Raw genomic sequence first — 25,561 nt, forward strand, 5'->3', positions numbered from 1 at the left:
GCCTTGCGCACTGACGCGCAGCTGACGTCCGGTATCCGGTGGCGGTGTGCGATCCCAGGACTTCCGGATTAACCCCTTTGCAGCAAAGGGATAATGTGTACTTGCATGCCACGGCTGCTCGGGGAAGAATTGACCCACCCGGGATCTGTCCGCCGGCCCGCGAACGACAGCAAGAGAACGATGAACGCTCCCTCCACCCATCTCGTCATCGCCGATGACCATCCTCTTTTCCGCGACGCGCTGCGACAGGCGGTAGCCGGCGTGCTGACCTCAGCCAGAATCGACGAGGCCGGATCGTTCGAGGATTTGACCAAGCTCCTGGAACAGACCTCAGATGTCGACCTGATCCTGCTCGACCTCTCGATGCCCGGCATTTCCGGCTTTTCCGGCCTGATCTATCTGCGTGCGCAATATCCGGCGATTCCGGTCGTGATCGTCTCGGCGTCCGACGACAGCGCGACGATCCGCCGCTCGCTCGATTTCGGCGCCTCCGGCTTCATCCCGAAGCGTTTCGGCGTCGAGACGCTGCGCGATGCCATCCTCAAGGTGATGGAAGGCGACGTCTGGGTTCCCGCCGATACCGATCTGTCGGCGGAGGCGGATCCCGACATGACGCGTCTGCGCGACCGGCTGGTGACGCTGACGCCGCAGCAGGTCCGGGTCCTGATGATGCTGTCGGAGGGTCTCCTCAACAAGCAGATCGCCTACGAGCTCGGAGTATCCGAGGCCACCATCAAGGCGCATGTCTCGGCGATCCTGCAAAAGCTCGGCGTTGAAAGCCGCACCCAGGCGGTGATCGCCGCCGCCAGGATCGCCGGCGGCCAGTGGAAGCAGGGCACGCCGGCGGGATAGTCCGCACAAGCAGTCCCGTCATCCCGAGGCGCCGGAGCGTCGCGGAGGCTTCGAAGGATCTCGGAACTTGATGCGGCGCAATTGGCTACAGCGTCGGGAGCAGACGATTGGCCGCTCTGATATCCGCCGTCTCGGAGCCTTCTGCAAAGCCATCAAGCGCCGATTGAACCAATTGTTTCGCTTCCTCGCGCCGGCCGCGTTCGACGAGTAGCCGCGCAAGATCGATCGCCGCCCGCAGTTCCCATGCTTTTGCGCGTTTGCGACGGCTCAAATCCAGCGACTGCATGAGGTAGGCTTCTGCCTGCTCGGTATCGGGCTTCGGCCGCGACAACAGAACTCGGCCCTTCATGCGCAGCAGCTCGGGCATGTAGAGGTGATCGCCACTTTGCTCGACGAGGCGAATGGTGTCCTCGATCAGCTCGGCGCTCTGCTCGATCTGCCCAAGCGCCAGCAAGCCCTGGACCAGCGCTATGTTGAACGTCGTGGTGAGCAGCTCGTAGCCGGCATCGTGAAGCTCGCGCAGGCAGGCCCTGATCGTGTCGACACCACCGGCGGCATCGCCACGGCGGATCGCCAGCTCGCCTTTGACGCCGCGGCCGACGGCGAGATAGGGCCCCATCGAGCGCGAATTGGCATGCGCGATGAAACGGTCGATGCTCTCGTCCGCGCCGTCGAGGTCTCCGCTCCAGAGGTCGATTGAGACCGCCCAGATCAGCGCAATGCAGAGCGTGATCGGGTGATCCATCTGGGCGGCCTCGGCGACCGTCAGCTGCGCCAGCTGCAGCGCTTCCGCGGGCCGGCCTTGCAACCAGAGTTCGCGGGCCAGCGTGATGCCGGCCCGGTTGCGATGATCGAAGCCATGGACGGTGCTGACAAGCTCCGTGCCCGGACCTTGCCAGGCGACCTCCAGCCTCTTCAGCGCGTCGTGATGCTCACCTGCCAGATGCAGCGAGACACCGAGGAGGGATTGGGCGAGGGCGATCGAGGCGGGGGCGCCCAGCGATCGCGCGACCGCGAGGCTCCTCTGCGCATAGCCGAGCGCGGCGTCGAACTCTCCCATCCGCTCGTGAAAGATATGCATCCGGCCGAGCAGCTGGAGCTGGTTGACTTCGTCGCTGCGCGCTTCTGCGATCGCAAGGCTCCTGCTCAAGGCGCTACGCGCCGCTTCGCTGCCGCCGCGGGTGAACATCAAGGTCAGTCCGAGGGCGGCCTGGATGTGCATTTCCTCGGCGCTGCCGCGCGAGGAGGGGGCAATCGCCAGTAGCGCCCGTTCCGACCAGCGCCGGCATTCGATCAGCAAGGACATCGCCAGGAAGATCGGCGCCGCGGCGGCGGCGAGCGCAACGCCGATGCCGAGATCACCGCCCGGGCCGAAGCTCCAGTCGAGCGCGGCGCGCACATTGTGAAGCGCGGAGAAGTGAGCAGCCCGCTCGTCCGCGCTCGGCACCGTCGCCCATGTCGTGCCGGCCTGCTCCAGCCATCGCCGGTAGTAGGTCGCGTGGCGGGCAGCGAGAGCCGCGTCGTCCGGTTCGATCTCGAGCAGATAGGCACGCGTCGTGTCGAGCAGACGGTAGCGCATCATGGCGCCGATGGGCCGCGGCGCGACCATCGACTTGGCAACGAGACTGTCGACGGCGTCGAACAGGCGGGCGCGGGCGACGCGCTCGCCCGGCACGACCTCGAGCGCGGCGTCGATGGTGAAGTGCCCGGCGAAGACCGCAAGCCTGCGCAGCACGAGGCGCTCGAGATCCGACAACAGGCCGTAGCTCCAGTCGAGCGTGGCCTGCAACGTCTTCTGCCGCGGTGGCGCCGTTCGCTGGCCTTGCCAAAGCAGATTGAGGCGCTCGTCGAGCAGCGCGGCCGTTTGCTCCAGGCCGTAGGCTTCGACCCGGCCGGCGGCAAGCTCGATCGCCAGCGCCATGCCGTCGAGCTTGCGGCAGATCCTGGCGATGATCGTAGCATTGGCGTCATCGAGCGCGATCTGCGCGCCGCCTGCCGTGGCACGTTCGAGGAACAGCTGAAGCGCGGGATAGGTCTGTGCTGCGGCGACGGTCACGCCGGAGCCGTCGGGCGGAACGCCGAGCGGAGCCAGGCGATAGACCTGCTCGCCCTCGACGCGCAGGGCTTCGCGGCTGGTCGCGAGGATATGGACGTGCGGCGCCGCCTGGAAGATCTCCGCCGCCAGCGGCGCGGCGGCCGCAATGACGTGCTCGCAATTGTCGAGGATCAGCAGCATCCGCTTGTCCTGGAGATGTGCGAGCAGCGCGGGCAGGGGATCATCGGTCTGCGCCGGCAAGCCGAGCATCAGCAGGATCGAGGTGATCACGAGATCGGGATCGCTCAGCGCGGCAAGGTCCACGAAGTGCGCGGCGTCGGAGAATGTCTCGAGCAGGTCGTGGGCGATCGCCACGGCGACTGCGGTCTTGCCGACGCCGCCGGGACCGGCAATCGTGACAAAGCGCGAGGCGATGAGCCTGTCGGAGACGGCGGCCATCGCATCGGCGCGCCCGACCATCCGCTGCAACCGGTTCGGCAGTTTCACGGGCGGCAATTCCGGCCGCGGCGCGTGGCGCTGCGCTGCCGCAACGTCGGCTTTCGAATTCGGGGCCGCGATTTGCGAAATCGGCGCCACGAAGCAATAGCCGCGGCCGGAGAGCGTCGTGATGTAGCGCGCGCCATCCTTGCCGTCGCCGAGCGCCTTGCGAAGCGCCGCGACGTGAAAGCGCAGATTGGTCTCTTCGACCGTGGTGCCGGGCCAGACTAGCGACATCAGGTCCCATTTGCTGACGACCTCGTTCGGCCGTGACATCAGCGCCATCAGCGTGTCGAATGCTTTCGCGCCGAGCGGCAAGGCAACGCCGTCGCGCATCACGAGCCTTTCATGCGGGCTCACGGAGAATGGCCCGAACGATAGAGTTCCCGTCGTGGTGCCGGCCGGCTCGGTCATGGCGAAATCTTGGTCCCTTCGAGAGGCCCGGATAGCCAGATGAGCGTGATCCGGCAAGGCCGTCCGTGCATTGGCATCAGGCCGCGGGTGCAGGCCTTGTGAGGTGCGTAAGGCGACACCTCACAACTTCTCACAAGTCCAAACGGGCGCCCTGCCGCAGCCGCTGCTAGTCAGTGGCGTGACGGCGAGGAGACCATGATGACGCAGGCGGCAAAGATACTCTACACGGCCAGAACTCACACCAGCGGCGGGGGCCACGACGGCATCGCGCGCAGCTCTGACGGTCGCCTCGACGTCAAGCTGTCGCCGCCGGGCGGCACCGGAATCGGCACCAATCCCGAGCAACTGTTCGCCGCCGGCTGGTCGGCCTGCTTCGAAGGCGCGATGGAGATCGCGGCGCGCAAGCGGAAGATCGAGCTTCCCAGGAAATGCGCTGTTGATGCGGAGATCGATCTCGTGCTCGACGAGGGCGCCTATTCGCTCCGGGCGCGTCTCAACGTCAGCCTGCCGGGCCTCGATCGCGAGATCGCGCGCGGCATCATCGACGATGCGCATCAGACCTGTCCGTATTCCAAGGCGATCCGCGGCAACGTCGACGTCACCGTCGCGCTGATCTGAGGCACATCAACAATCACCACAAGGCAGCAACATCATGAAGCAGATCATCGACCAGCAGCGCCGTCACTTCTTTGGCATCGCGGCGGGAACCGTCGCCGCCGGTCTCGGCGTGATTGACCTCGCCCGAGCCGAGACGGAAGCGCGGCACTCCTCCGCAGCAAATGCATCTTTCGGCACGATCAAGCAGATCGATGCCGGCGTCCTCAACGTCGGCTATGCCGAGGCGGGACCGTCGAACGGTCCCGTGGCGATCCTGCTGCACGGCTGGCCGTACGACATTCACGCCTTCGTCGACGTCGCGCCGATCCTGGCAAAGGCCGGCTATCGCGTCATCATCCCTTATCTGCGCGGTTATGGCTCGACGCAGTTCCTCGCCAGTGAGACGCCGCGCAATGGCGAGCCTGCCGCAATGGCCACCGACATCATCGCGCTGATGGACGAGCTCGACATTAAAAAAGCGGTCGTCGCCGGCTTCGACTGGGGCGCGCGCACCGCCGACATCATCGCCGCGCTGTGGCCGGAGCGCTGCCGCGCGCTGGTGTCGGTCAGCGGCTATCTGATCTCCAACCAGGCTGCCGGCAACGCGCCGCTGCCGCCATCGGCCGAGCTGCAATGGTGGTACCAGTTCTATTTCGCGACGGAGCGCGGCCGTGCCGGATACGAGAAGTACACGCACGATTTCGCCAAGCTGATCTGGAAGCTCGCCTCGCCGCAGTGGAAGTTCGACGACGCCACCTTCGCGCGCAGCGCGGCGGCGCTCGACAACAAGGATCATGTCGCGATCACGATCCACAACTACCGCTGGCGGCTTGGGCTGGCCCAGGGCGAAGCCAAATACGAGCAGCTCGAAAAGAAGCTGGCCGCGGCGCCCGTCATCGACGTGCCGACCATCACGATGGAGGGCGATGCCAACGGCGCGCCGCATCCCGAGCCCAGCGCCTATGCCAAGAAGTTTTCAGGCCGATACGAGTTCCGCCTGATCACCGGCGGCATCGGCCACAATCTGCCGCAGGAAGCGCCGCAAGCCTTTGCCAAGGCCGTCATCGACGCCGATGGCGCCTGATCAGTCATGCGATGCCCCGGTCCGGCGCGGCTGGACCGGGGATCAACCGTGATCTTAGCTTAAAGAAACGTCATGCTATCCATCGAACCTGAAAAGAAACAGCGATCCTACGTCACCGCGATCACGCTGGCCGTGCTTCTTCTGGTCGTTCTGCTGACTTGCGTGCCCTATCTTGTCTCGATCGCTCTTGCCGAGGGGCCTGCGCAAACCGCGGCCCAAAATACGGCTGCTGCCTCGCCGATCTTCGGCGTCACGATTCCGCCGGGCTACAGGCAGTGGGAGCTGATCGCACCGGCCGAAGAAGCCGCACCGCTCGACGAGCTTCGCGCCGTTGTCGGCAACCAGACCGCAATCGGTGCGTATCAGGCTGGCCAGCTTCCGTTCCCCGACGGCACCATCCTGGTCAAACGCGCCTGGAAGCGGAAACAGTCGCCGGAATTTGCATCCGCGACAATTCCCGGCGCCGCCACCACGGTCCAGGTGATGGTCAAGGATTCCAAAAAGTATGTAGCGACCGGCGGCTGGGGTTTTGGCCGCTTCATCGATGGCAAGCCGGTCGACGAGGCTCAGCATCGCACCTGCTTCGCGTGCCACGAAGCGCGCGCCAAAGGACGCGATTACGTCTTCACGCGGCTGGCGCCTTAGGCCGACCCGGAGATCGTGGTGTCGAAGACATGGTTCATCAGCGGCAGCTCGCGCGGGCTTGGCCGGGCCATCGTGGAAGCCGCGCTCGCGGCGGGAGATCGCGTGCTGGCTTCGGCCCGGAACCCAAATCCGCTCGAACCGCTGCTGGAGCGCTTTGGCGAAAGGCTTCGCCTTGCATCGCTCGATGTGACCGACGAGGCGGCAGCGCAAGCGGCGGTCGGCCTCGCCGTGCAGGCATTTGGCAGCGTCGACGTGGTGGTGAACAACGCCGGTTACGGCGATCTCAGATCGGTCGAGGATACCAGCCTGGATTCGTTCCGCCAGCAGATCGAGGCCAATCTGATCGGCACTATCATCGTCACCAAGGCGGCGATCCCGGTGCTGCGTCGCCAGCGCCGTGGCCATATCGTGCAGGTCTCGTCTGTCGGCGGGCGGATCGGCGCTCCGGCCCGCGCGGCCTATTCGGCCGCGAAATGGGGAATCGAAGGCTTTTCGGAATCGCTGGCGCGCGAGATGGCGCTGATCGGCGTGAACGTCACGATCGTCGAGCCCGGCGGCTTTCGCACCGGTTTTGCCCAAGCCGCACATGGGACCGGTGAAGGTCGGCCCGAGTACGATGGGGTCGTCGGCGCTGCCGTCAGGATGCAGCGCGATTACGACGGCCGCCAGCCCGGCGATCCAGCCAAAGCCGCGGCCGTGGTGCTCAAGCTTGCCGACATGGAGCGCCCGCCTCTGCGCATTGCGCTCGGAAGCGACGCCGTTGACGCCATCGCCGCGACCGACAGGCTCCGCCTCGAAGAGCTTGAGAGGTGGCAAACGCTCAGCGTATCGACCGACTACTGACCCCTGCGTCTCACTCCGCCGCCACCATCTGCTGCGTGCGCCACTGACCGAGCAGGGCGCGCAGCGAGGCCGGCTTCACCGGTTTGTTGAGCACGGCGATCTTCTCGTCCCGCGCGGCGATCTGCACGGCGGGGCTGCGGTCGGCCGTGATCAGGATCGCGGGGATGCCGTCGCCGAAGCGGCGGCGGATCTCGCGGATGGCGGCGATGCCGTTGCCGCGATCGAGGGGATAGTCGACCAGGAGGCCGGTGACGCGTCTTCCGGCGGTTTCGATCGCGGCGATCGCGCCTTCGGGGTCGGCGACCGCGATCACCTCGGCATCCCAGGCCTTCAGCAGCGTGCGCATGCCGTCGAGGATCGCCGCATCATTTTCGATGCAGACGATCAGCGCGCCCGAGATCGGCGTGCGGGCCAGCGGCGTCGCGGAGGTCACGGCGGCGGTGTGGGTGATCGCCTTCGCCGTCGGCACCGTCACGGAGAACATCGAGCCGCCGCTCCTGTTGCCGTCGATGGCGATGCAGTGCTTGAGCACGCGTGCCAGGCGCTCGACGATCGAAAGCCCGAGCCCCAGCCCGCGCGCGATCCGTGCACCCTGCTCAAGGCGGTGGAATTCCTTGAAGATCTCGCCGCGCTTGACCGGCGGGATGCCGACGCCGGTGTCGTAGACGCAGATCTTGAGCGAGGCACCGCGGCGGCGACAGCCGACCAGCACGCGGCCGCGCGGGGTATATTTGATCGCGTTCGAGATCAGGTTCTGCAGCAGGCGCCGCAGCAGGAGCCGATCCGACTCGACCGGCAGCGAGCAGGGCACGAAGGCGAGCTCGAGGCCCTTGGCGCGGGCGATCGGCGCGAACTCGATCTCCAGCGAGCGCATCAGATCGGCCATCTTGAAGCTCGAGATCGAGGTCGTCATCGCGCCGGCGTCCAGCCGCGAGATGTCCAGCAGCGCCCCGAGGATCTCTTCGATCGCCTGCAGCGATTCGTCGATGTTCTCGACCAGCCGCGTCTCCTCGCCATTGTGCTGGCGTTCGACCAGGCTCGTGACGTAGAGCCGCGCCGCGTTCAGCGGCTGGAGAATGTCGTGGCTGGCGGCGGCGAGGAAGCGGGTCTTGGAGATGCTGGCATCTTCCGCCGCGCTCTTGGCCAGGGCCAGCTCGGAATTCAGCCGCGTCAACTCCTCGGTGCGGTCGCGCACGCGCTTCTCCAGCGAGGCGTTGGCACGCTCCAGCGCTTCCGCTGCTTCGAATGTGGGCGTGACATCGGTGAAGGTGATGACGAAGCCGCCGCCGGGCATGCGGTTGGTGAGCACTTCGATCACCATGTGGCGTTCCGGCAGGCGTTCGAGATACGGCTCGCTGTCGGTGGGGTAGGCGGCGAGGCGCCGTTCCAGCACGGCCTCGCGCTCGACCGGATCGTCGGAATCGCTCACGCCGATGAACTCCAGGATCTCGCGCAAGGGCGTGCCGAACTGGACGATATGCGGGGGAACATTGAGGAGATCGCCGAACTGCCGATTGGAACAGATCAGCTGCAGATCGGCATCGAACACAGCGATGCCCTGGCGCACGTGGTTGAGCGCGGTCTGGAGGATCTCGCGGTTGAAATGCAGCGCTGCGTGCGAATCGTCGAGCAGCTTGAGTGCGGCCCTGGCCGAGACCGTGCGCTTGCGCAGCAGCAGCGACATCACGAGGCGCGAGGAGGCCGCGCCGATCGAGGAGGCGATCAGGTGCTCGGCGTGCTGCAACAGCTCGAAATCGGCGGGGACTCCGGGGTCCAGGCGCACGTTGCGCCGCGCGGAGAACGCCTCGAAGGAATGCCGCGCGCGGTCCGGTCCAAGATATTGCGCCACCGTGGTCTGAATGTCCTGCACGGTGACGGTGGTGCGCCAGCGGCGGAAGCTCGGCGAGATCGGCGCGAGCGTATTGGGCACGAACAGATCCGCCTGCAGCAGCTCGATAGACGAGGGCCTTCGCGCCAGCGACAGCAGCACATAGGTCAGGATGTTGAGCGACAGCGACCAGATCACGCCGTGCATCAAGGGCGGCAGGTCGGCGCCGAACAGCGCCTGCGGCCGCAGCGCCTCGATGCCGAACGGGCCGTGCTGGAGCAGCAGGATGCCCGATGTCGAGGAATCCATGAAGCTGGGTATGAACAGCGTGTAGAGCCATACCGCGAAGCCGACCAGCATGCCGCCGATCGCGCCGCGCGCGGTCGCGCGCCGCCACAACAGCCCGCCGAAGAAGCTCGGTGCAAGCTGAGCGATGGCGGCAAAAGAGAGCAGGCCGATCGCCGCGAGCTGGGTGTTGCCGAGCGCGCGGTAGTAGAAGTAGGCCATCACCATGATGGCGAAGATCGCGAGCCGCCGCGAGCGCAGCAGGAAGTCGCTGAAATCGGCGCCGCCGGTGCGTCCCTCCGGCCGGCGTTGCAGCACCAGGGGCACCACGAGGTCGTTGGAGACCATGATGGAGAGCGCGACGCATTCGACGATCACCATCGCGGTCGCCGCCGACAGGCCGCCGACGAAGATGGCGACGCTGAGCAGTCCCGCACCGCCCTCCATCGGCAGCGCCAGCACGTACATGTCAGGGTCGGCCGCGCCGAACGGGAAGCTGACGAGGCCAGCGAGCGCGATCGGGATCACGAATAGGTTGATGGCGACGAGGTAGAGCGGGAACAGCCAGCGCGCGCGGCCGACCTCGGCATCGCTGGAGTTCTCGACCACGCTGACGTGGAACTGGCGCGGCAGCAGCATGATCGCGCAGAGCGACAGCAGCGTCATGGTGAGGAAATTGCCGATCGACGGCGAATAGTTGATCGTGCGCACCGCCTCCGGCGTCTTCATCGCGCGTTCGATCAGTTCATGCGGCGAGAACATCCAGAAGGTGACGAAGATGCCGGCGGCGAGGAAGGCGACCAGCTTGACGATGGATTCGGTCGCGACAGCCAGCATTAGGCCGTGCTGGTGCTCGGTGGCGTCGGTCTGCCGCGTGCCGAACAGCACGGCGAAGGCCGCCATCGCCAGCGTCACCATCAGCGCCATGTCGCCGAGGATCGGGATGTGGGAGAAGGCCTGGTCCTCGCTCAGGATCGTCTCCAGCGAGGAGGCGACCGCCTTGAGCTGGAGCGCGATGTAGGGTACCGAGCCGATGATCGCGATCAGCGCAACGGTCGCCGCCACCGCCTGGCTCTTGCCGTAGCGGGCGCCGATGAAGTCGGCGATCGAGGTGATGTTGTGGGCTTTCGCCAGCTGGATCACGCGGCGCAAGACGCCGGCCCCTAACCCGATCATCAGGATCGGGCCGACATAGATGGCGAGGAAGTCGGTCGAGGTGCGGGTGGCGAAGCCGACCGAGCCGAAGAAGGTCCACGAGGTGCAGTAGATCGCCAGCGACAGCGGATAGATCAGCCCGGAGGCCCGGCCGCGCCCGGCCGGCGAGCGGCGGTCGCCGTGACTCGCCACCAGGAACAGGAAGCCGATATAGCCGAAGGCGGCGGCGATCACGCCCCAATCGTGCAGCATGGGAAACGCGCTTCTTGAAAGGGCGCCGGCGGCGCCCAAGCTCATTTTCCCTGCAAACCTAGCGCGTTGGAGCGGGCGAGGCGACTGCGAAATGCCAGGAAGGGCCGGGAACTGCGGTTATCGTGAAGCCGTAGGGCGGGCTGCCGGCTCTCAACCTCGCCCTCTGGGGGAAGGTAAGACAGACCTATTCCGCCGCCAGCGACTTCGCGCGCAGCGGCAGGCCGAGACGGTCCCACACCTGCAGCAGGGCTTCGGCGAGCTGATCGATCAGGCCGTCGTCGTGATAGGGCGAGGGCGTGATGCGCAGCCGCTCGCTGCCCTTGGCGACCGTCGGATAGTTGATCGGCTGGATATAGATGCCGTGCTCTTCGAGCAGCAGATCGGACGCCTGCTTGCACTTCTCGGGATCGCCGACGAATAGCGGTACGATGTGGGTGTCGCTCGACATCACGGGCAGGCCGGCGGCGTTGAGGATCGCCTTGACGCGGGCCGCGCGGTCCTGGTGGCGCTCGCGCTCCCAGCTCGAGGGCTTCAGATGCTTGATCGCAGCGGTCGCGGCCGAGCAGATCGCCGGCGGCAGCGCGGTGGTGAAGATGAAGCCCGGCGCATAGGAGCGCACGGCATCGATGATCTGGCCGTTGGCGGCGATGTAGCCGCCGAGGCAGCCGAACGCTTTCGCCAGCGTGCCTTCCAGCACGTCGATGCGGTGCATGACACCGTCACGCTCGGCGATGCCGCCGCCGCGCGGGCCGTACATGCCGACGGCGTGGACCTCATCGACATAGGTCATCGCGCCGTACTTCTCGGCGAGATCGCAGATCTTGGCGAGCGGGGCGACGTCGCCGTCCATGGAATAGAGGCTCTCGCAGACGATCAGCTTCGGCCGGTTCGGGTCGGCTGCCTTCAGCAGCTCCTCGAGATGCGCCAGGTCGTTGTGGCGGAACACGACCCGCTCGCAGCCCGACTGGCGGATGCCCTCGATCATCGAATTGTGGTTGAGCTCGTCCGACAGGATCAGACAGTTCGGAATGAGCTTTGCGATGGTCGGGATGCCGGTCTGGTTCGAGACATAGCCCGAGGTGAACAGCAAGGCGGCTTCCTTGCCATGGAGATCGGCGAGCTCGGCCTCGAGCTGTACCAGAGGATGATGCGTGCCGGCGATGTTGCGGGTGCCGCCGGCACCGGTGCCGACGCGGGTTGCGGTCTCGACCATGGCGCCGACCACCTTCGGATGCTGGCCCATGCCGAGATAATCGTTGGAGCACCAGATCACGACGTCGCGCTTGCCCTTGGGCGAGTGCCAGACCGCGTGCGGGAATCGGCCGGCCGTGCGCTCGAGGTCGGCGAACACGCGGTAGCGTCGTTCGGCATGGAGACGATCGAGGGCGGAATCGAAGAACTGGTTGTAATCCATCGGCAAAACCTGCAACGGAACCCGGCCACGGCGGCCACTCGGTTTTAGAGCTTTTCCAGCTCCAATGTCTATGCGCCAGCACACATTTGTGGCGGGGCGCGCGGGGATCTTGATAGCGTCGTCTCGTCGGCGATAGTTGATGTGGATCAAACGCCTAACACTGGCCTGCCGGCGCGGACCGGGTCTTCCGGGAAAGCACGGGACCGTTGCCGCCGGCTTGGGCATTTTGTCCATGGGCCGGCTGCGTCCATGATGGCTGAGCCGGTCGCGTCCACGGGGCGCTGATCGGCGCCCGCCCGCTCATGCGAAAGGACGCCCGATGAAACGTGTCATGATCCTCAACGGTCCCAATCTCAACATGCTCGGCATCCGAGAGCCGCACATCTACGGCACGACGACGCTCGCGGAGGTCAATGCGGGCTGCGAGGACGTGGCGGCCAAGCTCGGCCTCAAACTCGCCTTCCATCAGTCCAACCACGAAGGCGTTCTCGTCGATCTCATTCAGTCGGCGCGGCAGGATGCCGACGCCATCATCATCAATCCGGCCGGCTTTTCCTTCACCTCGGTCGCGATCATGGATGCGATCAAGACGTTCGAAGGGCCGGTGCTGGAAGTCCACATCTCCAACATCCACGCCCGCGACGAATATCACCGCCACTCCAAGATCTCGTTCGTGGCGACCGGGGTGATCTGCGGCCTCGGCCCGTTCGGCTACATCGCCGCGCTGCACGCGATCGCGAATATGAAGTGAGGTCTGCTCCCTCGCCCCGCTTGCGGGAGAGGTGAAGAAAGACTCACGTCGTCCTGAACTGCAGCACGCCGTCCTTCGTCTCCGCGGTCAGCCGGCCTTCGACGATCATGTAGTTGACGTGGGCGACCAGTTCGCCGGCGGCAAAGCCCATCTGGTGTTCGTCGAGCACGTGCTTGTTGAACACGACGGGGACCAATGCGCGCGAGGTCTGCGGCACCTCGCGGCAGGCTTCCGCGATCAGGCGGCAGCGCTCCTCATGGTGGTCGGCGAGCTGCTTGATGCGGGTCTTGAGACCGTAGAACGGCACGCCGTGGCCCGGCAGCACCAGCAGGTCATAAGGCAGCGTCGTGGTAAGGCTGGCGAGCGAGGCCAGATATTCGCCGAGCGAATTCTGGTCGGGCTCGACCGCCCACACGCTGACATTCGGCGAGATCTTGCTCAGCACCTGGTCGGCCGAGAGGAACAGCTTGTCGTCGGCGCAATACAGCATCACCTGGTCGAGCGCGTGTCCGCCGCCGGTGAGCACCTTGAAGCGGCGCGCGCCGATCACGACCTCGTCGCCATGGCAGATGCGGCGGTAGGAGGGCGGCAGCACCGAGACGCGTTTGAGATAGTCCTGGCCGCGGCCGAGCAGTTTCTCGGTCAGCGATTCGTCCATGCCGTGGCGGCGGAAGAACAGCCGTTGTGCCTCCTTCCGCTCCTCAGTGCCACGGTTCTGGTGATAGACCGATTGCAGATATTCGACCTGCGACATCACCAGCGGGCAGTTGAAGCGCTCGACGATCCAGCCCGCAAGCCCGACATGGTCGGGGTGGGAGTGGGTCACGATCAGGCGCGTGATGTTGATGCCCTTCAGTGGTCCGTCGAACAGCCTGGTCCAGGCCTCGATGGTCTCCTCGTTGCCGAAGCCGGTGTCCACCATCGCATAGCCGTCGCCGTCGGCGAGCAGATAGATGTTCACATGGTTGAGGCGGAACGGCAGCTTCAGCCGCGCCCACAGCACGCCAGGCCTGATCTCGACGATCTCGTCGTGGCCGGGATGCTGTTCCCAGGGGTAGCGCAGGGCCTCGGCCGAGGACTGGGCCGAGGACGGCACGGTGTCGGTTTTTGAGCTCATGTTACCGGCTTAAACCCAGCGCGCGCGGGGCGCCAGCCGAAAAAGAACGCCGGGCCGGCCCGCATAGCGGTCATTCCGGGCAGTTTTCCGTAGCCCGGATGGAGCGCAGCGCAATCCGGGCTACGGGAGAGCGTGCTTACGCAGCCCGCATGTTGTTGAGGAACGCGTCAATCTCCCCGCGCAGCATGTCGGCTTCGCGCCGCAGCGCGTCGGAGGCGCCCAGCACCTCGCTTGCCGCCGCGCCGGCTTCGGCAGAGGCGGTGGAGACGCCGACGATGTTGCTGGAGACTTCGCTGGTGCCACCGGCCGCATGCTGGATGTTGCGGGCGATCTCGCGGGTGGCGGCGCCCTGTTCCTCGACCGCGGCCGCGATCGTGGTGGTGACGTCGTTGATCTCGCCGATGATCCGGCCGATGCCCTGGATGGCGCCGACCGCCGACGTCGTGATGTCCTGCATGCTGGCGATCTGGGTGCGGATTTCCTCCGTCGCCTTGGCGGTCTGGCTCGCGAGGCTCTTCACCTCGGAGGCAACCACCGCGAAGCCGCGGCCGGCTTCGCCCGCGCGCGCCGCCTCGATGGTGGCGTTGAGCGCGAGCAGGTTGGTCTGCGAGGCGATGGTCTGGATCAGATCGACCACGACGCTGATGCGGCTCCCGCTGTCGGCGGGGCTCTGTACGGTGGTGTCGGTAGCGCCGGCTTCGTCGACGGCCTTCTTGGCGATTGCGGCCGAGGTGACGACCTGCTTGCTGATCTCCTCGATCGAGGACGACAGCTGCTCGGTGCCCGACGACACGGTCTGCACGTTGACCGAGGTCTCCTCGGCGGCGGAGGCGACCGCGTTGACCAGCGCGTTGGACTGGTCGGCGGTGGTCGACATGCTCTGCGCGGTCGACTGCATCGAATTGGCCGACTGCGCCAGATTGTCGAGCGCGGCGCGCACCGTGTTCTCGAATTCGGCGATCTTCGCTTCCATGCGCGCGGCCCGCTCGGCCTTGGCGACACGGTCCTTGTCCTGCTCGGCGGCGAGTGCCCGGGCCTCGATCATGCTGTCGCGGAACACGGTCAGCGTTTCCTTCATCACGCCGATCTCGTCGTTCTGCCGGGAGCGGACGATCTCGGTGTCGAGGTCGCCGGCCGACAGCAGCTGCATGGCGCGCTGAAGCTCGCGGATGCGGCGCAGGATGTTGCGGCCGACATAGAGCCAGACGAACAGCGCCGAGCCGACCAGCATCAAGCCTCCGAGGGCCAGCATCACGGTCGTCGCGAGCGAGGTCTCCTGCTGTGCCTGGGAGGTCGAGGCGTTGGTCTCCTTCTGCACGCCGTCGACGAGCTGCTGCACGCTGATGCCGAGGCCGACATTGAGCTTGCGGGTCTCGTCCAGGATGGTCTGGCCGTAGTCGACGGCGTCGAGCTCCTTCTCACGCAGATTGAATACGCCGGTCTTGCCGACGCCCAGCGCAAGCAGCTTCTCCGCCGTCTCGCGCAGCATCTTGTTGCCCTGATTGTCCGGCAGCAGGTCGAGGTTCGACCGCAGGCGGCCCTGTGCCGTCTTGAATTCCTTCTGGATGTCGTCGAGCTTGTCGCTCGTGCTCGCCGACAGCGCCGCGCTCATGTCGGCGGCGGCGAGGTTGCCGCTGGCGACGACGTTGCCGAGCTGCCCGACGGTCTGTGCGGCGTCGCTGGCATCTGCGGTGGACAAATCGGCCGAGCCGAGAATGGCGTTGACCCGGGTCTGTGCGTCGAGCATCGCCGGACTTGCGGCGCCGACGAAGGCGCTCTGCGCGTTGCGCAACGCATCATACTGCTTCTCGTGAAGAGCGGCGATATCGAGCCGTTCGCGGGCGGCCTTGGCCAGGCTCTGGGCCGCCTCGTTGATGCTCTTCATGGTGTCGCTGAGGCCGGAGACGACGGACTTGTCGCCGCCGAGCTGAATGATCTCGGTGAGCTTCTGCTGGGTCTGCTCCTGCAATTCCCTGAGCTTCTTGGTGCGCTCGGTCAGGGCGTCCTCGCTTTGCGCCGCGAGCAGGGCCGGTCCCTGTGCCGCCAGGCTCGCACTCAGTGCTGACAATTGGAGGCTGGCGGCGAGGCGCGGAATGTCCCGCCCGCTGAGTTCGGTCATGCGTCCGCCGAGATTCTGCAGCGCCAGGCCCGCGCCGGCCGCGATCACGAGGCCCATGCCCGCGATCACCGCAAAGGCTGCGAACAGGCTGCCGCGCACGCCCCATGTCGGCATTTTGAAACGAGGCCGCAGTCGGCCGCCAAGGCTGAGACGGATCGCCATTGAAATTCCCCCAACGTTCTTGCTTCTCTTTGTGGCCGGCAGTATCGGCACGGCCGGTTAAAAATTCGCAATCTCAGCAAACGCTTGCGCGTTCCGCGGGGCGAAAAAAGAAGGGCCGGCGAAGTCGCCGGCCCTCTGTCATGGTAAAGTTGCGGTAACCGATCAGTAGCGCGCGACGGCCGGGCTTGCCCAGTTGAAGCGGTAGTTGACGCCCGCCTTGATGGTGTGGTCGTCGGTGGTGAAGTTGCCGGTGCCGGCCAGCGGGCCCGCGGTGAAGTGCGCATCGCCGAAATTGTAGTACTGGTACTCGGCCTTGGCCGACCAATTGGGGGCGAACATATATTCGAGGCCGGCGCCGACGGTGTAGCCGTTGCGGTGATCGCCATCGATGATGAAGCCGGTCGGTACGCCGCCGACCGTCACCTTCTCGTTGTTGTCCGAATAGGCGTAGCCGCCCTTCACATAGACCAGACCGGGGCCCCAGGTGTAGCCGACGCGGCCGGTGATCGAGCCGAGGCCGCGCTGATCGTTGGTATAGGCGACGCCGCCCGGAAACACCGCACCGACGCTGCCGGAGAGCCAGGAATACTGGCCCTCGACGCCGACCACGAAGTTCGGGTTGAGCTGCCAGTCCGCACCGACCTGCACGCCGCCGAGGAAACGGCCGTTGCCGTTATTGCCGGTGGAGAGGCCGCTGAAATTGTTGTCGCTGGAGAATGCGCCGCCGACATGGCCGCCGACATAGAAACCGGTCCAGTTGTAGATCGGCGCGGCATAGGCCGGCGCAGGCGTCTTGTAATAGTTGCGGTTGCCGAGATCGGCGCCGCCCGCCGGTGCAGCCGCGCCCATCGCGAGCAGCGCCACGGTCGCAAAAAGAATCTTCTTCATCGTCTTGAACTCCAACACGTAAGGTCCCCGGCTGGCGCGCTCTTTCGCGCCGTCGTTGGTTTTGCAGATAGCTCGCTTTTGACGAAAATGCTGTCACATCCGTGGCACAGCGAGACCCAACCTAACTTATTGGGCGGCAATTGGTTTTCGTGCTTAATGCCGGCTTAAGAAATGCTGAAGGATGGCTTAACGCCGCAGCTCCGCGGTAAGTTCTGTGCGTTCTTCGTTAACCAAGACGCCGGCGCGCCTCGTCCCGCATCTGCTGGCGGAACGCCGCGCGCTTGGCGGGGCGGTCTTCCTCGCGCACGTCGTGGCGATCGAAGATGTCGAACTTCTCCAGGATCGGATAGCGCTCGCTCGCCATCGCGAGCACGCGCAGCACCTTGGTCGCCGAGGGGGGCGGGCCGCTCACCTCCCAGCGCCGGATGGTGTCGCTGCCGCCCTTCTCCGGCAATCCGCAGAGCTTTGCCATGTCGGCCAGTGTGAGCTTCCGCTCGAGGGCATCGGAAAGGTCGGCGCGGAGTTGCTTCAGTTCGGGGCCGGTCATGTCGCCTCAATGCGCGAAGTCGATGAAGGCAATGCACTAGCGCTGATTCGGGTCCATCCGAAGGCACGCATGATCGTGATAGTGTTTCCTCGCCGGTCGAGATCAGCGAGGGAAAACGCATGCCCGTGTTCAAGCTGCCCCTGTCAGGAGATGTCGTCCAGTCGATCTATCCATCGTTCTTCAGCCCGACCGGCGGCCAGTTCGGCCTCGTCAACATCACGGTCGGGCAGTCCTCGGCGCCTGATGTCGAGAAGGACGTGTTGTCGGACGTCGGCAGCTACGGCAAGCAGATCGGGCAGGTCGCCGATGCGCTGCTGGCGGTGATCGAGCATCTGGAGGCAAATCACGGCGGCCCGCTCGGTGAGGACAAGGCGATCACCGCTTTCAAGGAATTGATGCATTCGGTCGCGACCGTGAAGGATCGGTATGGCCGTCATGCCTGCCGTCCGAAGCTGAGGTGACGAACGGCATCGCTTCGGCACATTCGCCTGCGCACGCAGTTATGAACTTGTGCCTATGGACATCGTCAGATCAATGAACACATGGCACAGGGGACCCCAGCGACCGAGGGATCAGCCATGACAAGCATCAAACTCGCGATTGCCGCGCTCATCACGACTGGACTGCTTGCCGCGCCCTTTGCGGCTGAAGCGAAGAAGGCGCGGTCGAGCCGATACTACAGCACGGGCGTGGTGGCCCCGACCTATAGCGGCGCCGGAGCGCCCGCAGCACAGCCGAGGGCCCCCTACGGCTCCTCCGGACAGACGGTCGGGACGGTCACGGCGCCGTCGATCGGATCATACAACTGGCCCTCGGTGGGCGTGACCAACTCGGTGCCCACCTGGAGCAACACCACGAGATAGGGCACGATCAGGCGGTCTTCGGCCTCAGATGCCCCGGCCGGCCTGTTGACCGATCACGCAACGCCATGCCGCCAGGCGTTCGGCGGGATGCTGGTTCATCCATTCGGCGAGCTGCGGCGCGCCCATCAGGCAGGACTGCACCGAGACCTGCGCGAAGTCCGACGTGGTGACGATCTGTTCGTGGCAATTGGTCGGAGAGGCGAGGCTGCAGAGTACGGCAATGATCTTGATCACGACAGGTTGCCTCCGTCGCGGCCTAATCCACGGTCGATCGTTGTCCTATCCTGTCCGTCGTTGGCCGGATCAGCAGGAGGGAAGATGCTGTCGTAGATGGCGCGCGCCTCCTGAATGAGACGCACCCGCTCGCGCTCGGACCTCGAGACAAATCGAATAACTTCGCCCATGGTGGCTCCGAATATCAGTTGACAATCCGTCATCAGATGACGTCGATCATTCCATCGGAATCTATGGTGCCGCCTTCGGCTTTGAAGCGGCGGCCGATCACGAAAGAATAAAAACAGCGTGAGCATCTCGAGACCCTCACCCAGTGCCTTTGATGCGCTGGGTTGAGAAACCTCTCACCACCTCACATTCGTTGCAGGGCTCTCACGGCCCAGCGGGCGAATGCGAGTGTCGGCTCACGGCTTGCTGTCGTCAGCAAGGACAGTCTCGAAAGGCAAATGCTGTCGGATCAAATATGTTTCAGTTCGGCCGGCACGCAAGTTTTTGGAACTATCCCGAACTTCGGGGAACCGATCCCAGCCATGCGTCACGCCGCCGGCGCGCGCTCCTTGCGCCCCGGCACCGCCGCCAGCAGCTCGCGCGTGTAGGCATGCTCCGGCGCGGCGAAGAGCTGTGCGGTCGGCTTCAGCTCGACGATGGCGCCGCGCTGCATCACCGCGATGCGGTCGCAGATCTGGGCGGCGACGCGCAAGTCGTGGGTGATGAACAGCATCGACAGCCCGAGGCGCGCCTTGAGGTCTTCGAGCAGCCTCAAGACCTGCGCCTGCACGGAGACGTCGAGTGCGGAGACGGCCTCGTCCGCGACGATGATCTCGGGCTCGAGCGCGAGCGCACGCGCAATGCCGATACGCTGGCGCTGGCCGCCGGAGAATTCGTGCGGATAGCGTTCGAGCGCGCCGGCATCCAGGCCGACCATCTTCAGCAGATCGCGGGCGCGGTCGAACGCGACTTTCGGATCGAGGCCGGCTGCGATCGGGCCGTCGGCGATGATGTGGCCGATCTTGCGCCGCGGATTGAGCGAGGCAAACGGATCCTGGAAGATCATCTGGATGCGATGGCGCTCGGCGCGCAGCGTCTTGCCGGAGAGTGAGGTGAGATCGGTCTCGCCGATCCGCACCGTGCCGCGGTCGGCCTCGATCAGCCGCATCACGAGCCGCGCCACCGAGGATTTTCCGGAGCCGGATTCGCCGACCAGCCCGAGTGTCTCTCCCTTGAGGATGTTGAAATTGACCGCGCGCGCGGCGTCGACGCGGCGATCCTCGCGGAACCAGCCGCCCGAGGTCACGTAAGTCTTGTCCAGCCCGATCACCTCGACCGCCCTGGCCTGATTGTCGAGGGGCTGGCGTGCCGGCGGATCCATCGAGGGGACGGCGGCGAGCAGCGCCTTGGTGTAGTCGTGCTGCGGCTCGTTGAACACGGTTGCGGCCGGGCCTTCCTCCACGACCTTGCCATGCCTGAGCACGACGACCTGGTCGGCGATGTCGGCGACCACGCCGAAATCATGGGTGATGAACATCACCGCCATGTTGCGATTGCGCTGGAGGTTGCGGATCAGCTTGAGGATCTGCGCCTGCGTGGTGACGTCGAGCGCGGTGGTCGGCTCGTCCGCCACCAGCACTGCGGGCTCCAGCGCCAGCGCCATCGCGATCATGGCGCGCTGGCGCTGGCCGCCGGAGAGCTGGTGCGGATAGGCGCGTACGATGCGCGCAGGGTCGGGGAGGCCGACCTCCTTTGCCAGCGCCAGCGCCCTGGCGCGCCGCTCCTTCGGCGTCAGCAGGCTGTGCGCCTCGAACATCTCCGCCATCTGGTCGCCGATCCGCATCAACGGATTGAGCGCAGTCATCGGCTCCTGAAAGATCATCGCCAGCCTGCGGCCGCGCAGATCGCGCCAGCCGTCGTCGTCGAGCTTGAGCAGGTCGCGGCCTTCGAACTGGATCTCGCCGGAGGCGATCGAGACGGTGTCCGGCAGCAGGCCCATCAGCGCATGCGCGCACATCGACTTGCCGGAGCCGGATTCGCCGACGACGCAGACGATCTTGCCAGGGCGCAAGTCCAGCGAGACGCCGTCGACCGCGAACGGACGCTCGGCCCCCTGGGGCAGCGCGATTCGCAAGTTCTTGATGGAGACGGCGGGCGGGGCGGTCATCATCAGCGTCCCTCCCGCGACAGGCGCGGATTGAGCGCGTCGTTGAGGCCTTCGCCGATCAGATTCAGCCCGAGCACCGAGATCAGGATGGCGACGCCGGGAAACACGGTGATCCACCAGGCCTGGCGGATCACGGTGCGGCCGGCGCCGACCATGTAGCCCCAGGAGATCAGATTGGGATCGCCGAGGCCGAGGAAGGACAGCGAGGATTCCAGGAGGATCGCGGTCGCTACCATCAGCGAGGCCAGCACGATCACCGGCGACAATGCGTTGGGCAGAATCTCGCGCAGGATGATCCAGCTGTTGCTCTGGCCGGTCACCACGGCCGCCTGGACGTATTCGCGCGTGCGCAGCGACAGCACCTCGCCGCGCACGAGGCGGGCGACCGGCGGCCAGCTCACCACCGCGATCGAGGCCACGATCGAGTAGATCGAGGGCTGCAGGATCGCGACCAGCACGATGGCGAGCGCGAAGCTCGGAATGGTCTGGAAGAACTCGGTGAAGCGCATCAGGGCGTCGTCGACCTTGCCGCCGAAATAGCCGGCCATGGCGCCGATCGGCACGCCGACGACCAGTGCGACCAGGGTCGAGACGAGGCCGACCAGCAGCGAGACGCGGGCGCCGAAGATCATGCCGGCAAACACGTCGCGGCCGAGCGCGTCGGTGCCGAGCGGCACGGTCGACAGCGTGAAGGGCGGCAGGAACGGCCGCTGCACCATGCGCCAGGGCGAGTTCGGGAACAGCATCGGCCCGAACACGGCGACCGAGATCGCGAGCAGCAGGATGATGAGCCCGATGACGCCGCTCGGGCTCTTCAGCATCGATTTCCAGAACTGTTTCATGAGGCGAATTCGATGCGTGGGTCGACCAGTCGATAGACGAGGTCGGTGATGAGATTGAAGATCAGCACCATGGCGGAGCAGATGACGAACACGCCGAGCAGCAGGTTGTAGTCGCGCTGCAGCAGCGCGTCGTACATCAGTCGCCCGATGCCGGGCCAGGCGAACACTGTCTCGGTGATGACGGCGCCGCCGATCAGCGTGCCGGAATGCACGCCGGCCAGCGTCACCACCGGCAGCAGCGCGTTGCGCAGCACGTGGCGGCGCTGGATCACGGCGTCGGAAAGGCCCTTGGCGCGCGCGGTCTTGACGAAGTCGAGCCGCTTCACCTCCAGCATCGAGGCGCGCGTCATGCGGGTGTAGGTCGCCATGAAGAACAGGCCGAGCGTCATAGCCGGCATGATCAGGTGCTTTGCGACGTCGACCGTATGGGCGAAGCCCGTGAGATTGGCGCCGACCGTCTCGTAGCCGAAGCTCGGCAGCCAATCCATGGTGACGGAGAACAGTAGGATGCCCATCAGCGCCACCCAGAAGATCGGCATGGCGTAGAAGATCAGCGCGAACACGGTGATCGCGGTATCGAGAAAAGTCCCGGCAAAACGCGCGGCGAAGGTGCCAAACAGGATGCCGAGCGCGAGCGAGATCGCGAAGGCGATCAAGGTCAACAGCAGCGTCGCCGGCAGCCGCTCGCTGATCAGTTTTGCGACCGGAGCTTGCTGGCGGAAGGAGAAGCCGAGGTCGAGCGTCACGATGCCCTTGACGTAGATGAAGAGCTGTTCGGGCAGCGGCTTGTCGAGGCCGAACTTCTCCCGGAGCTGCTTGACGAAGACCTGGTCGCTGGCGCCGGCTTCCCCCGCCATCACGATCGCGGGGTCGCCGGGCGCAAGCCGGATCAGGAAGAAATTGAGGACGACGATCGCGAGCAGGACGATCACGCCCTTCACGATACGCTGAGCGACGAAAGAGAGCATCTTAAAGAGTCATATCTTGTAGCGTGACCTGCGACCACGGGTTGGGGTGAGGGGGACTCTCCGCGAGGGTATCAGCAGTTGGACTCGTGGAGACTTCCCCTCACCCGAATGTGCGCCATGCGGACATTCGACCTCTCCCCGCAAGCGGGGAGAGGTGAAGGAAGGCACGCCCTCACTTGTCGAGCCATGCGTCCTTGAAGCCGTCATTGACCCCGATCCCCGTGGTAATCAGGTTCTTGACCTTGCAGCGCGTGATGGTCGGGAATTGCAGCTCGAGCATCCAGGCCACCGGCACGTCTTCGACCAGGATCTTCTGCGCCTTCTCGTAGATCTCCTTGCGCTTGGAATCCGGCGTGGCAATCGCGCCGTCGGCAAACAGCTTGTCGATCTCCGGGTTGGAATAGCCCTCGACGTTGTTGAAGACCTGGCCCTTGGCGATGTTGCTGGAGATGTAGTTGCGGCCGACCCCGAGCGCGGGATCGCCATACTGGTAGAGATAGGTGAAGGCGATGTCGTAATCCCAGTCGCCGATCTTCTGGTTGCCGCCGGCAACGTCGGTGGCGATGGTCTCGATGGTCATGCCGACGTCCTGGAGGTTCTGCTTCACCGCTTCACCCCAGCGCTGCCAGGTCTCGCCATAAGCGAGCGGCAACAGGCGGATCTTCTCGCCCTTGTAGCCGGCTTCCTTCAGGAGCGCCTTGGCCCTGGCCGGATCGTACGGATATTTCTTCACGTCGTCGGTGTAATATTTGATGGTCGAGGCGGACGGGCCGGTTGCGACCTTGCCGAGCCCGTTCCAGATCACGTCCTTGGCGAAATCGCGGTCGATCGCATACATGATCGCCTGCCGCACCCGCTTGTCGGCGAGCGGACCCTGTCGGTTGTTCAGCCACAGCCAGGCCAGCGGCGAGAAGAACTCCCAGCCCGCGCCGGTGACGCAGGTGTCCTTCAGCTTCGACAGGCGCGGCACGTCGAAATTCTCGACCGAGCCGCCGGGCAGCACGTCGACCTTGCCGGTCTCGTACGCCACCGAGCGCGCCGCGGCGTCGGGAATGATCTGCCAATAGATCTCGTCGAGATAGGGTTTGCCCTTCTCATGGTAGTTCGGGTTCTTGACCAGGCGAATGAACGAGCCCTTCTGCCATTCCTTGAACATGAAGGGACCGGTACCCACCGGCGCGTTGTTGTAGGGGTTCGTCTTCCAGTCGGTGCCTTCATAGAGATGCTTCGGCACGATCGGCATCGAGCCGACCTCGAAGATGCCGAGGAACGGGCCGAACGGCTGCTTCAGCGTGAACACCACCGTATAGTCGTCAGGCGTCTCGATTTTGTCGACCTGCGCCAAATTGGTGCGGGCACGGGCATGCGTCTGCTTCAGCATCTCCATCGAGAACAGGACGTCGGCGGCGGTGAAGGGCTTGCCGTCATGCCAGGTGACGCCCTTCTTCAGCTTGAAGGTGTAGGTCTTGGCGTCGTCGCTGACGCTCCAGCTTTCGGCAAGCTCCGGCAGCGGCTCGAGCTTGGGGCTATAGCGCAGCAGCCCTTCGAAGATGTTGCCTGAGACCATCTGGGTCGGGCCGTTCTGGACCTGCGCCAGCATCAGGCCGGGCGGCTCGGGCTGGATCACGGCATTGATCACGCCCCCCGTCTTCGGCTCTTGCGCCAGCGCCGGGGCCGTGAGGCCGCAAGCCAGGAGGAGACCAAGCAACACTCGTTTTGGCATGTCGAATCTTTCTCAAGCGCGACCGGCCGCAAACGCTTCGCGACGTCCTCGCGCGCAAAGCGACGGCCGGCCCATCCCAGTCCCCATCCGGGGGTGAGGCTCACATAGTCTCGTTCGGCGCCGCAAGATGAAAGTCTCGACAGTGGCAGCACAAAAAATGTACAGCCCGTCCTGTTTTCTGCATAGCTTCGCGCACGGCGGATCGGCCCGCTCCGGGCGATCACGCGGCCTTGGTCGTGCCAGCAGCCTGCGGGGGCGCTGCCCAAGTCTGCGCCTGCGACCAAAAGCGCCAGGGCGTCATTTCGGCCCGAGCGCCTGTCGCAATTCGTCGAGTGCGTCGGCGAGCTGCTCGCGATGCGCGATGTCATCCTTGGGAAACGCCGTGACACTGCCGGCGAGTTCACGCAGGATACCGGCGAGCAGGCCGAAATTGATATGCAGGTGCACCGATTTGCGTTCGTCGGCCGCGCCGGGATGTTGCAGCACCAGCGCAACGCCGTTGCCGTCGAGCTTCGCCTCGAAGCGGGACGAATGCTCGAAGGTGCCGACATAGAACTTGTCGGGATATTCGAGCGCGATCTCTGCCTTGTCGGGAATCGGCTTGGACATGTGAGCCCCATCGAAATCGCTCAATTTTGGCCGGGAACGAACCGAGCCGCCTTGCGATAGGTCAGAGGCGGCCCGCAAATTTGATCCGGATCAAAGCCAAGCCGCTGCTTTTGCGATCGAATAGCAACTGGCGGGACTTGGCGCTGCGCGTCCCGCGTACTTGAGCCGACGCGTGAGACCATAGATGGACATCCAGGCCTCGAATATCCCTGCAGTCGACGATAGCGGTCCTGATCTCGCCGCCCTCGAGCTCCCGCCGGATGCAGCCGTACAGCACTGCCTGCAATTGCTCGGCAACGCCGGCCTGCGCCCGACGCGTCAGCGCCTCGCGCTGGGCCAGTTGCTGTTCCTGAACGGTCATCGTCATGTCACCGCCGAGAGCCTCTATGACGAGGCGATGGCGGCGAACGCCTATCTGTCGCTCGCGACCGTCTACAACACGCTGAACCAGTTCACCGAGGCCGGACTGCTGCGCCGGATCGCCGCCGACGGCATCAAGTCGTTCTTCGACACCGACACCTCAGTACATCCGCACTTCTACCTCGAAGGCGAGGATGTGCTGGTCGACGTTGCCGAAGGCCTCGCCTTCACCAAGATCCCCGAGGCGCTTCCCGGCCACGAAATCGCCCGGCTCGACGTCATTGTCCACCTGCGCCGCAAGCGGACCTAGCTCTTACCCTC

The 25,561-nt window shown here is 65.2% G+C and carries 23 protein-coding genes; 9 read left to right on the forward strand and 14 right to left on the reverse strand.

Going from position 1 to position 25,561, the window contains the following annotated elements:
- The first annotated feature begins 180 nt into the window (after positions 1–180).
- A complete protein-coding gene (locus X268_RS01350) occupies positions 181–852 on the forward strand; it encodes a response regulator (protein WP_128923261.1) in 672 nt (223 codons plus the stop codon).
- Positions 853–937: 85 nt separating this feature from the next.
- On the opposite strand, the gene X268_RS01355 is transcribed toward X268_RS01350, so the two are convergent.
- Entirely contained in the window at positions 938–3,799 is a 2,862-nt protein-coding gene (locus tag X268_RS01355) for an ATP-binding protein (protein ID WP_128923262.1), read from the reverse strand.
- 198 nt (positions 3,800–3,997) lie between these two features.
- On the opposite strand from X268_RS01355, the gene X268_RS01360 reads away from it, so the two are divergent.
- The 4 genes from X268_RS01360 to X268_RS01375 all read left to right on the forward strand — a co-directional run bounded on the left by X268_RS01360 (position 3,998) and on the right by X268_RS01375 (position 6,968).
- The gene (locus X268_RS01360; protein WP_128923263.1) at positions 3,998–4,417 is read left to right on the forward strand and encodes an organic hydroperoxide resistance protein; all 420 of its coding nucleotides are present in this window, start codon (positions 3,998–4,000) and stop codon (positions 4,415–4,417) included.
- 34 nt (positions 4,418–4,451) lie between these two features.
- Entirely contained in the window at positions 4,452–5,480 is a 1,029-nt protein-coding gene (locus X268_RS01365) for an alpha/beta fold hydrolase (RefSeq protein WP_128923264.1), read from the forward strand.
- 72 nt (positions 5,481–5,552) lie between these two features.
- Positions 5,553–6,125, forward strand: a complete 573-nt coding sequence (locus X268_RS01370; protein ID WP_128923265.1) for a cytochrome P460 family protein — start codon at positions 5,553–5,555, stop codon at positions 6,123–6,125.
- Positions 6,126–6,143: 18 nt separating this feature from the next.
- Complete coding sequence (locus X268_RS01375; RefSeq protein WP_128923266.1) at positions 6,144–6,968, forward strand: SDR family NAD(P)-dependent oxidoreductase; 825 nt, start codon at positions 6,144–6,146, stop codon at positions 6,966–6,968.
- A 10-nt stretch (positions 6,969–6,978) separates the two neighbouring features.
- Here X268_RS01375 and X268_RS01380 read toward each other — a convergent pair whose 3' ends face one another.
- Both X268_RS01380 and hemA read right to left on the reverse strand, forming a co-directional pair.
- Positions 6,979–10,488, reverse strand: coding sequence for a PAS domain-containing hybrid sensor histidine kinase/response regulator (locus X268_RS01380; RefSeq protein WP_128923267.1), 3,510 nt, complete (start codon positions 10,486–10,488; stop codon positions 6,979–6,981).
- A gap of 184 nt (positions 10,489–10,672) precedes the next feature.
- Positions 10,673–11,902 (reverse strand): 5-aminolevulinate synthase, encoded by a 1,230-nt coding sequence (hemA, locus tag X268_RS01385; RefSeq protein WP_128923268.1) that lies wholly within the window; start codon positions 11,900–11,902, stop codon positions 10,673–10,675.
- Between the two features lie 319 nt (positions 11,903–12,221).
- Between hemA and aroQ the strand changes: the two genes are divergently transcribed.
- Positions 12,222–12,653 (forward strand): type II 3-dehydroquinate dehydratase, encoded by a 432-nt coding sequence (aroQ, locus tag X268_RS01390; protein ID WP_128923269.1) that lies wholly within the window; start codon positions 12,222–12,224, stop codon positions 12,651–12,653.
- A 43-nt stretch (positions 12,654–12,696) separates the two neighbouring features.
- On the opposite strand, the gene X268_RS01395 is transcribed toward aroQ, so the two are convergent.
- The 4 genes from X268_RS01395 to X268_RS01410 all read right to left on the reverse strand — a co-directional run bounded on the left by X268_RS01395 (position 12,697) and on the right by X268_RS01410 (position 17,486).
- Complete coding sequence (locus tag X268_RS01395; protein WP_128923270.1) at positions 12,697–13,770, reverse strand: MBL fold metallo-hydrolase; 1,074 nt, start codon at positions 13,768–13,770, stop codon at positions 12,697–12,699.
- A gap of 136 nt (positions 13,771–13,906) precedes the next feature.
- Positions 13,907–16,051 (reverse strand): methyl-accepting chemotaxis protein, encoded by a 2,145-nt coding sequence (locus tag X268_RS01400; RefSeq protein ID WP_128923271.1) that lies wholly within the window; start codon positions 16,049–16,051, stop codon positions 13,907–13,909.
- Between the two features lie 162 nt (positions 16,052–16,213).
- Positions 16,214–16,939 (reverse strand): outer membrane protein, encoded by a 726-nt coding sequence (locus X268_RS01405; protein ID WP_128923272.1) that lies wholly within the window; start codon positions 16,937–16,939, stop codon positions 16,214–16,216.
- Between the two features lie 226 nt (positions 16,940–17,165).
- Positions 17,166–17,486 carry a hypothetical protein gene (locus X268_RS01410; protein ID WP_128923273.1) on the reverse strand — a complete coding sequence of 107 codons (321 nt, stop codon included), beginning with the start codon at positions 17,484–17,486 and terminating at the stop codon, positions 17,166–17,168.
- Between the two features lie 119 nt (positions 17,487–17,605).
- Here X268_RS01410 and X268_RS01415 point away from each other — a divergent pair, with 119 nt between their 5' ends.
- Complete coding sequence (locus X268_RS01415) at positions 17,606–17,947, forward strand: hypothetical protein (RefSeq protein ID WP_128923274.1); 342 nt, start codon at positions 17,606–17,608, stop codon at positions 17,945–17,947.
- Between the two features lie 117 nt (positions 17,948–18,064).
- Positions 18,065–18,349 carry a hypothetical protein gene (locus X268_RS01420; RefSeq protein WP_128923275.1) on the forward strand — a complete coding sequence of 95 codons (285 nt, stop codon included), beginning with the start codon at positions 18,065–18,067 and terminating at the stop codon, positions 18,347–18,349.
- Between the two features lie 24 nt (positions 18,350–18,373).
- Here the strand turns inward: X268_RS01420 and X268_RS01425 are convergent, their stop codons facing one another.
- The 7 genes from X268_RS01425 to X268_RS01450 all read right to left on the reverse strand — a co-directional run bounded on the left by X268_RS01425 (position 18,374) and on the right by X268_RS01450 (position 24,880).
- Entirely contained in the window at positions 18,374–18,583 is a 210-nt protein-coding gene (locus X268_RS01425) for a hypothetical protein (RefSeq protein ID WP_018643417.1), read from the reverse strand.
- Positions 18,580–18,753 (reverse strand): hypothetical protein, encoded by a 174-nt coding sequence (locus X268_RS39145; RefSeq protein ID WP_164937470.1) that lies wholly within the window; start codon positions 18,751–18,753, stop codon positions 18,580–18,582. Before X268_RS39145 ends, X268_RS01425 begins: the two co-directional genes overlap by 4 nt.
- Before the next feature lie 365 nt (positions 18,754–19,118).
- On the reverse strand, positions 19,119–20,738 hold the full coding sequence (locus tag X268_RS01430; protein ID WP_164938083.1) for an ABC transporter ATP-binding protein: 1,620 nt from the start codon (positions 20,736–20,738) through the stop codon (positions 19,119–19,121).
- A gap of 2 nt (positions 20,739–20,740) precedes the next feature.
- On the reverse strand, positions 20,741–21,580 hold the full coding sequence (locus tag X268_RS01435; RefSeq protein WP_128923277.1) for an ABC transporter permease: 840 nt from the start codon (positions 21,578–21,580) through the stop codon (positions 20,741–20,743).
- Positions 21,577–22,548 carry an ABC transporter permease gene (locus X268_RS01440; RefSeq protein WP_128923278.1) on the reverse strand — a complete coding sequence of 324 codons (972 nt, stop codon included), beginning with the start codon at positions 22,546–22,548 and terminating at the stop codon, positions 21,577–21,579. Before X268_RS01440 ends, X268_RS01435 begins: the two co-directional genes overlap by 4 nt.
- Before the next feature lie 172 nt (positions 22,549–22,720).
- Positions 22,721–24,271: an ABC transporter substrate-binding protein gene (locus X268_RS01445; RefSeq protein WP_128923279.1), complete on the reverse strand. Its 1,551-nt coding sequence runs from the start codon at positions 24,269–24,271 to the stop codon at positions 22,721–22,723.
- Between the two features lie 297 nt (positions 24,272–24,568).
- Positions 24,569–24,880: a hypothetical protein gene (locus X268_RS01450; protein WP_128923280.1), complete on the reverse strand. Its 312-nt coding sequence runs from the start codon at positions 24,878–24,880 to the stop codon at positions 24,569–24,571.
- 184 nt (positions 24,881–25,064) lie between these two features.
- Between X268_RS01450 and irr the strand changes: the two genes are divergently transcribed.
- Positions 25,065–25,550, forward strand: a complete 486-nt coding sequence (gene irr / locus X268_RS01455) for a Fur family transcriptional regulator Irr (RefSeq protein ID WP_128923281.1) — start codon at positions 25,065–25,067, stop codon at positions 25,548–25,550.
- The last annotated feature ends 11 nt before the right edge of the window (positions 25,551–25,561 follow it).

It is taken from the genome of Bradyrhizobium guangxiense (assembly GCF_004114915.1).
Lineage (GTDB): Bacteria > Pseudomonadota > Alphaproteobacteria > Rhizobiales > Xanthobacteraceae > Bradyrhizobium > Bradyrhizobium guangxiense.